This is a genomic window from Bhargavaea ginsengi (genome assembly GCF_900109165.1).
Classification (GTDB): Bacteria; Bacillota; Bacilli; order Bacillales_A; family Planococcaceae; genus Bhargavaea; species Bhargavaea ginsengi.
This window is the reverse complement of sequence record NZ_FNZF01000005.1, coordinates 1-13,188: the sequence shown is the minus strand read 5'-3', so window position 1 is coordinate 13,188 and position 13,188 is coordinate 1. Positions and strand designations below refer to the sequence as shown.

Below are 13,188 nucleotides of genomic sequence, written 5' to 3'. Positions count from 1 at the left end.
GTAACCATGCTCCAATACATCGGAAAGCGGCTCCTGCAGCTGATCCCGGTGCTGCTCGGGATGACGTTCATCGTCTTTATGATCATCCGCGCGATCCCGGGCAATCCGGCACAGGTCATCCTCGGCCAGCAGGCATCGCCTGAAGCGGTCGCCTCACTCGAGGCCAAGCTTGGACTCGATCAGCCGTGGTATACGCAGTACTTTGAATTCCTCGCAGGAATCCTGACAGGTGACCTCGGCGAGTCACTCAGAACACGTGCACCGGTCGCCCAGGAAATCTGGCCGTACCTGGCGGCGACGATCGAACTTGCCGTGTTCGCCATGATTATCGCGATTATCATCGGCGTCAATGCCGGCATCATCTCCGCATGGTTCCAGAACTCCTGGTTCGACTATGCCGCGATGGTGGTCGCCCTGATCGGAGTGTCGATGCCGATCTTCTGGCTCGGGCTCATGGAGCAGTGGATTTTCGGAATTGAGCTGAACATGCTGCCGACAACGGGCCGCGAGGAAGTGAGAAATCCCGTCAACGCGATCACCGGACTTTATGTGATCGATACGATCATCCAGGGCCGTTTCGACCAGCTTGGTGAAGTGATCAGGCATCTGATCCTGCCCGGTATTGCACTCGCGACCATTCCGATGGCGATCATCGCCCGGATGACGCGCTCGAGCATGCTTGAAGTCATGCGGTCCGACTTTGTCCGAACTGCGCGGTCCAAGGGCCAGAGGATGTCGCTCGTCGTGTACAAGCATGCGCTAAAAAATGCGATCATCCCGGTGCTGACGGTCATCGGCCTTCAGATGGGGATTCTGCTCGGCGGGGCCATCCTGACCGAGACGATCTTCGGGTGGCCGGGGATCGGCCGCTATATCTATGACGCCATCGGTTTCCGGGACTATCCGGTGATCCAGTCCGGCATACTCGTTGTTGCATTTTTCTTCGTGATGATCAACCTGCTTGTCGACATTCTCTACAGTGTCGTCGACCCGCGCATCAAGTATGACTGAGGAAAGGGGGAAGCCACATGTCTGAAACAGTCACACAGCAAATACCCCGGGAACCGGAAGAAAAGGTGGCCGGTCCTTGGCGGGAAGCCTGGACAGGATTCCGGAAAAGCAAGGCGGCCCTCTTCGGCGCGGTGATCGTCCTCATGTTTGTTTTACTTGCATTTGCCGGGCCGCTGATCGCACCAGAGGGCATCAACGAGCAGGATATGTCCAAGCGCCTGATGGCACCGAGCGCTGAGCACTGGTTCGGTACTGACGATTTTGGCCGCGACATTCTGTCCCGTGTAATCCACGGGGCAAGGATTTCGCTATGGGTCGGGTTCTTCTCTGTGATCGGGTCGGTGATTGTCGGAAGCCTGCTTGGAATCATCGCGGGTTATTACGGGCGATGGGTGGATACGATTATTTCCCGCCTGTTCGATATCATGCTCGCGTTCCCGTCGATTTTGCTCGCCATCGCGATCGTCTCCGTTCTGGGGCCGTCGCTCCAGAACGCGCTGATCGCAATCGCGGTCATCAACGTTCCGAACTTCGGGCGGCTGATCCGCTCCAGGGTGCTGAGCATCAAGCAGGATGAGTACATCATGGCAGCCAAAGGAATCGGCATGAAAGACACGAGGATCCTGTTCTCGCACATCCTGCCGAATTCGATGGCTCCGGTTATCGTGCAGGGGACCCTTGCGGTCGCAACGGCCATCCTCGAAGCGGCAGCGCTCGGTTTTCTCGGGCTCGGCGCCCAGGCCCCCGCGCCGGAGTGGGGCAAGATGCTGTCTGATGCCCGAAACTACCTGCGCGACGCCCCGTGGACGATGATCTTCCCGGGACTCGCCATCATGCTGACCGTCCTTGGATTCAACCTGATGGGGGATGGCCTGCGGGATGCGCTGGATCCGAAGATGAAGAGTTGAATAAAATCTCCAAGACGGACCGTGAAGATGGTCCGTCTTATTAAATGAAAGCTAAAATAATTTGAAAATACAAAAAAGTAAAATAAGACTATTAAATAAAATTTAATTGTTTGTTATAATATTTTCCAAGGAAGGAGGTGGAAAATATGAAAAGGATAAGTGGTTTTATGGGTGCTTTGTTAGTTGGCTGTTTGTTGATTATTTCTCCTGTATCTGCAAACTCTCAATCAACCAGTGGGAATGTAGGAACTTTGGCGGCAGCAGACACCATAAATTGGACTGTGCAAAGATCAACTTATTCTGGGGATGCCATTTTTTTATTCTGTTAATCAAGGCGGAACGCTATATCGTGGATATTTACCATACGCTGGTTACTCATTAGGTGTGCATGTTTATAAAGGACGTCTTTTTAGGAGCCCGCTTCCTTATCCACTTTATTAATAGAGTTATATAGAATGCCTGGTGACCCCAGGCATTCTATTTGTTAGTCAGTATCACATCATTCGATGAATGACTTTATTTCGATGATGACCTTGATTAAATTTCATCAACGGAGGATTTGGATTTGCTGACATTCGAATTAAAGAAAATTTGGCGAAGCAGAAAAATAGTATTATTGATAACTCTTCTATTAACTGTGATTATCGTTGTTTACATATCAAATCGAGAATCACAGGAAAATTGGAAAGAAGAAGCCTTTGCTCAGACAGATGAATACCGATCATCCATTCAAGTGGAAGAGAAAAGACTAATGGAAGAACTGGAATCAGGAACTCTTCCCGGTTTGGAAATGAGGCAGGAGGCATTATCAGAAGTCAGCAGGACTCTCTATGAATGGCGGAATGAGATTTATCATGAAAATTGGAGCGATTATCCTGAATTTGAACAGGCATTCATAAAAGGAGTACGGAATTATCAGGAGCATGGCGGCACCTTTGATTCTCTTGAAGGGTTAAAACTTGAGATTGCAGAAGCAAAAACTAAATGGATGGTGGAGCATGGGATTGCGTACGAAAATGAACAATACCCCTTATCTCCACATTTGTTTCTGAAGGATACAAGTGTCTTCTTATTCAGTTTGCCGGGGCTCGCCCTTTTAATTCTTCTTTTCGGAAATATTGAAGTAATGGAACGGGAAAGTCATACATGGCGATTACTGCGGTCAACACCCTTGCACAGCCGGCTAGTTTTACTCTCGAAGTTTGTCTCATTGCTGATTGTCGTTGTTTTTTATGTTTTTATAGCCATAGGAACAACTCTACTACTCCCGATTCTTTTGGGAGGGGGAAAGGTTGAGTGGCTCTATCCGATTGTTGTAGGTGACGATCAAGGGTTCTCTATCATTTCATTCTCGGCATGGCTGGGAAGGGGAGTTCTTATTTTTGCTTGCAGCATTATTTTCCTGTTCACCTTATCAATTTTAGTCGGCATCCGCACAGTCTACTCATTCCCGGCCCTATCGATCACTTTCTTTATTGGATTGCTCGGGTATGTAACGGCAGATTTGATACCGTTTCCCTATCATGCATTCACGTCGCTGCGCTGGACTGAAATTGTCTATTCCATGCCGAATGGCTCAGACTGGAAGATTGTAGCTGTCTCATTGACCTGTTCGGCAATACTTCTTGTCCTGGCTCTTTTCACTCCCGTCAGCTCGACAGAGAACCGCATAGCCAGCCTTCGAAGGTTTTCAGGAGAGAAGTTAACCGCAGGAAAGCGGAATGCTGTTAAACTCGCTGTCTTTGAGTGGAGAAAAGTGAAAAGGCTGGGTTTATTTAGACAGGGACTCATCTTACTATTATTGGCAATATCATTTGGTTATTATTTGCTACATGAGTCTGCTGAAAAGCACCGTGAGACATATTTTGACCGAGTAAGAGAACAAGCTGAAATAAATCTGTCTTTAAAAAAAGAACTCTTGAAATGGGCGGAAGAGGCCGAGCAAATGTCAGTGGAAACAGACGCAGGAAACAGTGGGGAAAACAATCGCACCCCGGCGGATGACATGAGGGAAACCTCAAGGATGTATGAAGTCCGCCATTCAATCGAGTTGGATAAGATCGAGGCATTTGAGGAAAGGGATTGGCGGCGATTCTATGCCAATCAGTTCTTTACGATTTTCAGTTCTTACAGGATGACAATTGGAAATTTTTATAATGTCGGAAGCGGTTCCGCACCTGTGGGCATCGGTACATTCAATGAGGATGTATCACTGGCAGAGAAAGAATGGATGATGGAGCATGATGTCGCTCCGGTCTTTCCCGGCGAGCTTGCCGTATCTGTCCGGGATAATTGGGGGGATCATGAGAAGGAGCGGCGCCAATGGAAGGCGGAGAACCGGAAAGTGGATGCGGGCGGGTTGTTCTCCATCTATCATCTATTATCATCTGCCATGTACCTTTTACCCATTCTTTTATTTGTGTTTCTGTTGGGGGGAGGATTTGCGGCAGAGAGAGGGAAGAAGAGGCCGATCGATTTTCTTTTGACGCAGCCAGTCCATCCCTCTTCCGTGTTTATGGGCAAAGCGATGAACGCCGTAATTGCGGCTGCAGCCTCTATGACGGGACTTTATGGACTGATCCTGCTTCTCGGTACGATATTCTACCGGTTCGGTGACTGGTCCTATCCAATCCTCTATTATGTCCCGGAGAAGATTGCTTCCGGCCCGGATTACGGCGGAATGCGTTCTTCGGGTTACGGATACGGTTTTATTCCGCTTGGTGACTATGTGTGGCAGGGAATTGTCCTATCGCTTCTGTCGCTTGCATTTCTTCTTATCTTGTCCATTGCTCTATCGATTTTCTTCCGGCATACAGCAACAGTGCTGGCCTTAACATTCCTTCTGGCAGGAGGCGGTTTCTATATGGCACGAACGACCTTGCAGGAAATGGCAGCTTACCTTCCGTTCACTTATCTGGAAGCGGGAAGAATATTAAACGGAGAACTCGCTACGGAACTGAACGAACCATCCATCGGCTTCTGGACCGGTGCCGTGGTAATGGCTTTATCTATAGTCATTTTGGTGGTTGCAGGATACTGCTTCTTAAGAAGTGGCTATAAAATCAAACGAGGATGAATGAAGGTGAATAAGATGATTTTGTCGGTGGAGAACATTGGAAAGTCATATGGTAAGCAGAAAGTGTTGCACGGTGTTTCCTTTGCCATCAAGAAACCCTGCATCGTTGCGCTAGTGGGCCCGAACGGGTCGGGGAAGTCGACATTGCTGAATATCATCGCAAACCTGATTACTCCTGACGTGGGTGCGATTGAAATTCTCGGGCAAACGAACAGGGATTATAAGGTCTTCCAGGAGTTCTCCTATATGCAGGACAATACGGTGCTCTATGAATATTTGACAGGCTACGATCATTTGCAATTCATCGCAAGTGTCCAGAAACTGCGCACCGATGATATTAAGGCGGCGGCAGAGCGAATCGGAACCATTTCCTACCTTGACAAAAAAGTCAGTAACTATTCACTTGGGATGAAGCAGCAGCTTCTTCTGACCATGGCTATTTTGAATAAGCCAAAATTGCTGGTAATGGATGAACCCTTGAACGGTCTGGACCCGACAAATGCGATTAAAGTGCGGAACCTCCTTCTCGAACTTGTAGCGGAGGGGACAGCCATATTGCTGTCATCCCACAATCTTTCTGAAATTGATAAGGTCACTTCCGATGTGATGTTCCTTAAGAATGGACATTTGCAGCAGGAAGACCTGAAGGCACTTGAGAAAGTATCCTATGTCCTCACAGTCAATCATCCCGAAAACGGAGAGAAAATCCTGAAGGAAGCCGGGATCAATATTTTAAACCGAAAAGGCAACAGGCTGACTGTGACTTTAAGTGATTCAAGCATTAACCGTATCTTCCGGTTGCTTGACGATCAGGGGATTGCTGTTCGTGATTGGGAAAAAACCGTGTTTGGCGCGGAAGACCGATATAGAACGTTATTTGGCGAACCCGAAACTGCAGTCAAATAGCGGGATCAGCAAATCCAGACAAACTAAAACCGCGGACAGAGTCGAAACTGTCCGCGGTTTTAATATAGTTAAATAATGTCTTCCTGCAGCTTCTCGTCCATTTCGTCTCCGTGCCGCTTCACATACCGGACGATCATCCGGTCGAGGTCTTCCAGCTGTTCTTCATATTGAAGAAGCGAGGAAAGAAGGTGAAGCAAGTGGTAGGCAGAAAAGTCCTGTTCCTCTTCCTGCTTGGCGATGTTGATCTCTTTGACAAAGATATCCATCACTTCATGCCGGTCCATCCGGCCATCCAGCCCGGAGCGGTTCATCCGGTCGTCCTTCAGTTTGCCCGCAAATTTAAGGAGGATCTGCTCATGGTAGGTGAGCAGTTCATCCAGAAGTTCCTGGATCATCATCCTGAAATGAGGAGGCATGTCGATCAGTTCATTCTCATACAGATGCAGCTGTTTCAGGATATCAAAACCGTCCCGTGACGCGGCAAGCATCTGACGGTATATGACGAGCTTGCGCGCTTTCTGGAAAGTGAAGGCTTTTGTGAATCCACGCTCTTCCTTGTAAAGGGAATAATACATATCGATTTTGTTATAACGGTCACCGATCTTACTCATGGCCTTTTTCGTTGCTGAATGCTCAGAAGCCTGTCGTCCGGTGAGCCGTGTCCAGCGGATGATTTCATCCTGTACGTCATAAAGCGACTGGAACAGGCGCGGCTCGTATTTCGGCGGCAGGAAAAGCATATTCACGAGAAAAGCCGAGAAGATTCCGGTCAGCATCGTCGCAAATCGGAGAACAGCATACAGGATGAAGTTATCATCCGGGAGTTCCATGATCCCGATCATCATGACGAGTGCAAGTGTGACAGCATCGCCCAGCTTCAGCTTCAGCATGATCGCGATGATCGTGACGGCTGCAAATCCGACGCCGATCAGGTGGTCACCGAAGATAAGGGCGAAGATGATTGCGATAAACGCCCCGATGACATTTCCCTGAACCTGCTGGATGATGGTCCGGAACGAGCGGTAGATCGACGGCTGGATGGCGAAAATCGCTGCAATCCCCGCGAAGAGCGGCGTCGGCAGCCCCATTGTCTGTGCGAGGAACAGTGCGAGGACGATCGCGACACCGGTTTTTAATATGCGTGCGCCGAGTTTCATTCAGTGATTGTCCTTTCCGCGCGGTTTAGTTGTTCCCATACTTTACCCCAACGGCGGAAGTGAAATCAATCGTTCCCCCGGAGCCCGTTTATCCGCGCGCCATTTCGGCGAAGGATTCATCCGCCGCCTTGATCGTTTCACGGATGTCATCTTCCGTATGGGCAGTTGTAAGGAACCATGCCTCGTACTTGGAAGGAGCGAGGTTGATGCCTCGTTCCAGCATGAGGCGGAAGAATTTCGCGAACTGCTCGCCGTCGCTGTCTTCGGCCTGCTTGTAGTTGCTGACCGTTTCATCCGTGAAGAACACGGTGAGTGCACCCTTCAGGCGGTTAACCGTCATCGTGATGCCGTGCTTTCGGGCGGATTCGAGCAGCCCTTCTTCGAGAATGGCGCCGAGCCGGTCAAGTTCCTCGTAGACGCCAGGTTCCTTCAGCACTTCAAGACAGGCAATTCCTGAAAGCATCGATGCCGGGTTGCCGGCCATCGTGCCTGCCTGGTACGCAGGGCCGAGCGGTGCGACATGGTCCATGATCTCCTTGCGGCCGCCATAAGCGCCGATCGGCAATCCGCCGCCGATGATTTTACCCATCGCGGTCAGGTCCGGCGTCAGGCCGAGCAGATCCTGCGCGCCGCCGTAATGAAAGCGGAACGCCGTGATCACTTCATCATAGATAGTGAGGGCGCCGTGCTTTTTCGCAAGTTCATGCACCAGCTCGAGGAATCCTTTTTCCGGCTCGACAATCCCGAAGTTGCCGACAATCGGCTCAATAAGGATGCACGCCAGTTCGTCTCCCCATTGTTCCATCGCTTTTCGGTAGGAATCTGGGTCGTTGAACGGGATCGTGATCATCTCTTCCGCGATCGACTTTGGCACACCCGCGGAATCTGGCGTGCCGAGTGTTGCCGGGCCGGAACCCGCCGCAACAAGGACGAGGTCCGAGTGTCCGTGGTAGCAGCCGGCAAACTTCAGCACTTTCGTGCGTCCGGTATAGGCACGGGCGACGCGGATCGTGGACATGACGGATTCCGTACCTGAGTTTGTAAAGCGGACTTTGTCCAGCGAGTGGATGGCTTCTTTCAGCATCTCTGCGAACTTCACTTCATGGCGTGTCGGAGTTCCATACAGAACACCGGTCTGTGCAGCATGCGTGATCGCTTCCGTGATGTGGGGATGGGCATGGCCGGTGATGATCGGACCGTACGCGGCGAGATAGTCGATGTACTTATTGCCGTCGACATCCCAGAAGTATGCGCCTTCTGCGCGCTCCATGACTGTCGGGGCGCCGCCGCCTACCGCCTTATAGGCGCGAGACGGGCTGTTGACTCCGCCTACGATATGTTTTAGCGCTTCGCTGTAAACCTGTTCAGACTGTTTCCGTTCCAAAGGAACCCCTCCATTCATAATCTCCGACTCTTATTGTAGACAAAGTGCGAGGCGAACACCAAAAAAATTGTCAGGCCAGGCATGCTCCGGTACGATGAAGAAAACGAATTCATGGAGGGATCGGGAATGGCAGAAACATTGGAAGGCCTGTCCGCGCCGGACTTTACACTCACCGACAGCGAGGGGAACGCGGTATCGCTGTCCGACTATAAAGGAAAGCAGCACGTCATCCTTTACTTTTATCCGAAGGACAACACGCCGGGGTGCACGACGCAGGCATGCGACTTCCGCGATAGCCACGGAGAATTTGAAAAGCTGAACGCAGTCATTCTCGGCGTGAGTCCGGACAGCCAAGCGTCCCATACGAAGTTCATCGATAAGCACGGACTGCCGTTCAGGCTCCTGGTGGACGAAGATCATCAGGTGGCGGAACAGTACGGAGTCTGGACACTCAAGAAAAACTTCGGCAAGGAATACATGGGGATCGAACGATCGACCTTCCTGATCGATCCGACCGGTACTGTCGTCAAGGAATGGCGGAAAGTCCGCGTTAAGGGACATGTGGAAGAAGCACTGGAGACGCTCAGGCAACTGACGGACAATTAAGGGGGAACCGGACGTGGATGTATTGTTTTTGTTCAGGATCAGGGAACACCAGGAAGACATGCTTAGAAGTGAGTTTCCGGAAGTCAATTTCCTGTTCGACCGAAAAACAGATGACCCTGCGGTCGAAACGAGTGAAGTCATCGTCACCTATGGGACGGACGTGGATGAAAACGTCCTGGTCCGTGCGAAGAACCTGAAATGGATCATGGTCGCATCCGCCGGAATGGAGCAGATGCCACTGGGACGGATTGCGGAGATGGGCATTCGTGTAACCAATGTACGGGGAATCCATAAGACGCCGATGGCCGAAACGATGCTGGCGCATATTCTGTCATATCGAAAGAAATTGAAGGACGTGTACGAACAGCAGGAGCGGAGTGAGTGGAACCAGAAGATCCGGGGTACCGAATTGCTTGGCTCGAAGGCGATGATTCTTGGGCCGGGGGCGATCGGCGGAGAGGTCGGAAGGCTTTTGCAGGCATTCGGTGTCAGGACTTACGGCTGCAACCGTTCCGGCAGGCAGGCTGAATATATGGACGAGATGGTCTCCTTCGGCGGGCTTGCCGAGGCACTCCCTGAGATGGATACCGTGATTTCTGTACTTCCGAGCACATCCGAGACCAAAGGGCTTCTCAGCCGTGAACATTTCGGCGCGATGAAGGAATCGGCGCTTTTCCTCAACTTCGGAAGAGGCGATCTTTACGAGGAAAAAGTGCTGATCGAAGCGCTGGAGAGCGGCAGACCTGCCGCAGCAGTTCTCGATGTTTTCGAAACCGAACCGCTTCCTGCGGACAGCCCTCTCTGGAATATGGAAAATGTGACCGTTTCCCCGCATATCTCATCACATTCGGGCAAATATGTGGAGCGGGCTCTGGAAATCTTCATGCCAAATCTCCGCGCCTACCTCGAAGGCCAGGCGGATAAAATGCAAAACCGGGTCGATCCGGAAAGGGGATATTAAATATGAAGATTTATACGAGGACAGGGGATAAGGGACAGACTTCCCTCATCTATGGCAAGAGGGTTCCGAAGACGGATCCGCTTGTCGAGGCGTATGGTACATGCGATGAGGCCAACAGTGCGATCGGTCTGGGGCTCTCGCACCTGCACCAGGAATTCTTTGACGGCAAGGACGAGCTGATGGCTGCTTTTCATCAGATCCAGACGGTGCTGTTCCACGTCGGGGCAGAACTCGCGACACCGGAAGGAAAAGAGGTCAAGTGGAAGCTGGAGAAGCCGGAAATTGAGAAACTTGAACAGTGGATTGACCGGTATGACGGGGAATTGCCGCCACTGAAGAACTTTATCCTCCCCGGAGGTCATCCGGCTGCGGCAGGCCTCCACTATGCAAGGACCGTTGTCCGCAGAGCGGAGCGGGCCTCGCTGCTCGTAGGCGATCACGTTAATTCCGATGTGCTTGCTTACCTGAACCGCCTCTCGGATTTTCTTTTCGTGGCAGCGCGCTACATCAACATGAAGCTCGGACGCTCGGAGGATGTCCTGCACGCCGAGTAAGCGGCAAGGGGGTTTCGTTGACAGAATCTCCTACTTTCCTATAAACTGTTTATAACGATTATTAAGAAGGAATCTTTATGGAAAGAGGTGGGCATGTCCATGTCTGAAACTGTGCTGCAGGAAGCGCTGGATACGTTGAAGACGAGCGGCGTGCGAATCACGCCCCAACGGCATGCGATTCTTGAATTTCTCGTAACTTCCATGTCCCATCCGACTGCCGATGAGATTTATCGTGCGCTGGAGGATAAGTTCCCGAATATGAGTGTCGCAACTGTCTATAACAATCTTCGCGTCTTTCGTGAAGCCGGCCTGGTCAAAGAACTTCCTTATGGAGATTCTTCGAGCCGCTTCGATTTTGTGACGCATCACCATTACCACATTATCTGCAGCGACTGCGGTAAGATCGTTGATTTCCATTACCCGGGACTTGATGAAGTCGAGCACCTGGCCTCCCACATCACAGGTTTCCAGGTTGACTCCCACCGAATGGAAGTCTACGGCAAATGCCCGGACTGCGCAGAAAACAAAACTAATCCAGTGGTCCAGTAAAGGACCGGAAACTCACGAGGCATACCGCCCCGTGAGTTTTTTATTTCCCCAACAAAAAAGCCGCCCGATAAGGCGGGCGGCGAGATGCCGGTTATTCTCCGGACTGTGCCGGTTTCTTGCGGTTGTAAGATTCGTCGAACTCTTTGCCTTCCAGTTCAGGATCGAGTGTGAGTGGTTCACGGCAGTGGCCACACATGTCGACCCGTCCGAGCATCTTCGTCGGTTTGCCGCAGTTTGGACAAACGACCTGGACGGCCTTCGTCGATAGCATTCCGATCCAGAAATAAACGATGGTGCTCGCGATGATGCAGAGAAGCCCCAGGAACATGAAGATGACCATGACGATCGGATACTGCTTAAAAAAGATTCCGAAATACATTACGACAAATCCGATGAAGATCAGCGCAAGAGCGAACGATCGGATCCGGTTGATTTTATTCTTATATGGTTTCATGACTCGTCTTTCCTCCTCATTTCCCGTCTACTATACCACAATTTATGCGGCTCCGTTTCCTGTCGGGCCTCCCTAACAATGACGATTTTGAGAAGTCCGCCTGTCCGGAACTGTCCCTTTTTTATCGCTGCGGGAAGGAATCGGCGATTGCTTGTCGAAATTGCAATCAGGAGTAAAAGGAGGAATCCCCATGGAGCATCTACTGCGCCCGATTTATCAGGAGCGAGCGGGTGACCCGAATACACTCGGTGTCATCCTGGTCGAAAAGCGGGGAAAGCTGGACCCCGTTACAGATACATTCGACGCCATCCTTCTCATCCTCGTGCAGGATGCGGAACAGCCGGTATTCACGAAGCACTACACGGACGGACAGGACAAGGCGGCGATGCACATCGTCGCGGAAAGGCAATTGAAAAAGTGGCTCCTGCTCGGTACGAACCGCAAAATTGTGGACTGGCTCTTTTTCGGACGGATCCTCTTCGACCGGAATGAATACATTGAAAACCTCAAGACGGAACTTAAGGATTTCCCGTTCTATGGGAGACAGATCAAGACCGGGCTCGAATTTGCCCGACTGATCCGTCACTATATGGAAGGGCGCATGTTCTACGAGCAGCAGAATCACCTGGACGCCTATAATCATGTGGTTCGTTCCCTCCATGGCCTGGCACGGCTGGCGGTGCTCGAAAGCGGATTGTTCCCCGAGGTCACGGTCTGGTCACAGGTCAAAAAAATTGATCCCGCGATCTATAAGCTATATGAAGAATTGGTGCTGAGCGACGAAACGCTTGAAAAACGGTTGGAGCTGCTCTTCCTTGCCGGGGAGTTCTTCATCAACTCCAAAGTTGCGGATGGTGCCAGACATATCCTGTCGGTCATGTCCGATCAGGAGGATTGGACGATCCAGGAACTTCATGAGCACGATGAACTTCGGAACTATTCGGTCGACCTTGAAGTATTCGTCGAATACCTGATTGAAAGGGGACTCATCGAGGTGGTCAGGAAGCAGGCGAAGGACGGACGGATCGAGCACCGGAACTATCGCGTGGCCCATATCGAGGAGTAAATCCGAGGATGAGAAAAAAGTTTTAGAAATCCGCTTGACGGAATGGCGAAAACTGAGTATGATAGTAAACGTCGCTTGAGAGCGGCGGCCGGCAGCGATACGGCGTCAAACTTCTTGAAAAAGAGTGTTGACATCGAAACTGCCTGGTGCTATCATAGAGAAGTCGCTTTCGGAGCGGCGCGATGAACCTTGAAAACTGAACAGCAAAACGCTGATGAACGAAGTTCCCTGAACCCGACCCCGTCGGGTGAACGGAACGAATGAAATGCCAGTTTTAAAGTATGAGCTTACTCATACTCTCTTTATGGAGAGTTTGATCCTGGCTCAGGACGAACGCTGGCGGCGTGCCTAATACATGCAAGTCGAGCGGATGACGGAGAGCTTGCTCTCCTGATTCAGCGGCGGACGGGTGAGTAACACGTGGGCAACCTGCCTGTAAGATCGGGATAACTCCGGGAAACCGGGGCTAATACCGGATGGTTCCTTCCTCCGCATGGAGGAAGGCGGAAAGACGGTTTCGGCTGTCACTTACAGATGGGCCCGCGGCGCATTAGCT

At 51.2% G+C, this 13,188-nt stretch carries 13 protein-coding genes and 1 rRNA gene; 11 read left to right on the top strand and 3 right to left on the bottom strand.

What is annotated here, in order from left to right; all coding sequences use genetic code 11:
- Positions 1–6 precede the first annotated feature (6 nt).
- The 5 genes from BMX91_RS12240 (at position 7) to BMX91_RS12225 (ending at position 5,901) form a co-directional block, all read left to right on the top strand.
- Entirely contained in the window at positions 7–1,011 is a 1,005-nt protein-coding gene (locus tag BMX91_RS12240) for an ABC transporter permease (protein ID WP_092054741.1), read from the top strand.
- A 17-nt stretch (positions 1,012–1,028) separates the two neighbouring features.
- On the top strand, positions 1,029–1,919 hold the full coding sequence (nikC, locus tag BMX91_RS12235; protein WP_092054738.1) for a nickel transporter permease: 891 nt from the start codon (positions 1,029–1,031) through the stop codon (positions 1,917–1,919).
- Between the two features lie 146 nt (positions 1,920–2,065).
- Positions 2,066–2,248, top strand: a complete 183-nt coding sequence (locus BMX91_RS15650) for a hypothetical protein (RefSeq protein WP_143059385.1) — start codon at positions 2,066–2,068, stop codon at positions 2,246–2,248.
- Positions 2,249–2,484: 236 nt separating this feature from the next.
- Positions 2,485–4,995 (top strand): ABC transporter permease subunit, encoded by a 2,511-nt coding sequence (locus tag BMX91_RS12230; RefSeq protein WP_177168383.1) that lies wholly within the window; start codon positions 2,485–2,487, stop codon positions 4,993–4,995.
- 15 nt (positions 4,996–5,010) lie between these two features.
- Positions 5,011–5,901, top strand: coding sequence for an ABC transporter ATP-binding protein (locus BMX91_RS12225; RefSeq protein ID WP_092055106.1), 891 nt, complete (start codon positions 5,011–5,013; stop codon positions 5,899–5,901).
- 68 nt (positions 5,902–5,969) lie between these two features.
- Here the strand turns inward: BMX91_RS12225 and BMX91_RS12220 are convergent, their stop codons facing one another.
- A complete protein-coding gene (locus BMX91_RS12220) occupies positions 5,970–7,058 on the bottom strand; it encodes an FUSC family protein (protein WP_092054732.1) in 1,089 nt (362 codons plus the stop codon).
- A gap of 88 nt (positions 7,059–7,146) precedes the next feature.
- Positions 7,147–8,442: a glutamate-1-semialdehyde 2,1-aminomutase gene (locus BMX91_RS12215; RefSeq protein WP_092054729.1), complete on the bottom strand. Its 1,296-nt coding sequence runs from the start codon at positions 8,440–8,442 to the stop codon at positions 7,147–7,149.
- 126 nt (positions 8,443–8,568) lie between these two features.
- On the opposite strand from BMX91_RS12215, the gene bcp reads away from it, so the two are divergent.
- The 4 genes from bcp to perR all read left to right on the top strand — a co-directional run bounded on the left by bcp (position 8,569) and on the right by perR (position 11,112).
- Entirely contained in the window at positions 8,569–9,048 is a 480-nt protein-coding gene (gene bcp / locus BMX91_RS12210; RefSeq protein ID WP_092054727.1) for a thioredoxin-dependent thiol peroxidase, read from the top strand.
- A 13-nt stretch (positions 9,049–9,061) separates the two neighbouring features.
- Positions 9,062–10,009: a D-2-hydroxyacid dehydrogenase gene (locus BMX91_RS12205; protein WP_092054724.1), complete on the top strand. Its 948-nt coding sequence runs from the start codon at positions 9,062–9,064 to the stop codon at positions 10,007–10,009.
- 2 nt (positions 10,010–10,011) lie between these two features.
- The gene (locus BMX91_RS12200; protein ID WP_092054722.1) at positions 10,012–10,563 is read left to right on the top strand and encodes a cob(I)yrinic acid a,c-diamide adenosyltransferase; all 552 of its coding nucleotides are present in this window, start codon (positions 10,012–10,014) and stop codon (positions 10,561–10,563) included.
- A 99-nt stretch (positions 10,564–10,662) separates the two neighbouring features.
- Positions 10,663–11,112: a peroxide-responsive transcriptional repressor PerR gene (gene perR, locus BMX91_RS12195; protein WP_177168382.1), complete on the top strand. Its 450-nt coding sequence runs from the start codon at positions 10,663–10,665 to the stop codon at positions 11,110–11,112.
- Between the two features lie 91 nt (positions 11,113–11,203).
- On the opposite strand, the gene BMX91_RS12190 is transcribed toward perR, so the two are convergent.
- Entirely contained in the window at positions 11,204–11,566 is a 363-nt protein-coding gene (locus BMX91_RS12190) for a YgzB family protein (RefSeq protein ID WP_092054716.1), read from the bottom strand.
- A 190-nt stretch (positions 11,567–11,756) separates the two neighbouring features.
- On the opposite strand from BMX91_RS12190, the gene BMX91_RS12185 reads away from it, so the two are divergent.
- Together BMX91_RS12185 and BMX91_RS12180 are read left to right on the top strand one after the other, a co-directional pair.
- Positions 11,757–12,632, top strand: a complete 876-nt coding sequence (locus BMX91_RS12185) for a nucleotidyltransferase-like protein (RefSeq protein ID WP_092054713.1) — start codon at positions 11,757–11,759, stop codon at positions 12,630–12,632.
- A gap of 301 nt (positions 12,633–12,933) precedes the next feature.
- Positions 12,934–13,188, top strand: a 16S ribosomal RNA gene (locus tag BMX91_RS12180); the annotation flags it as partial.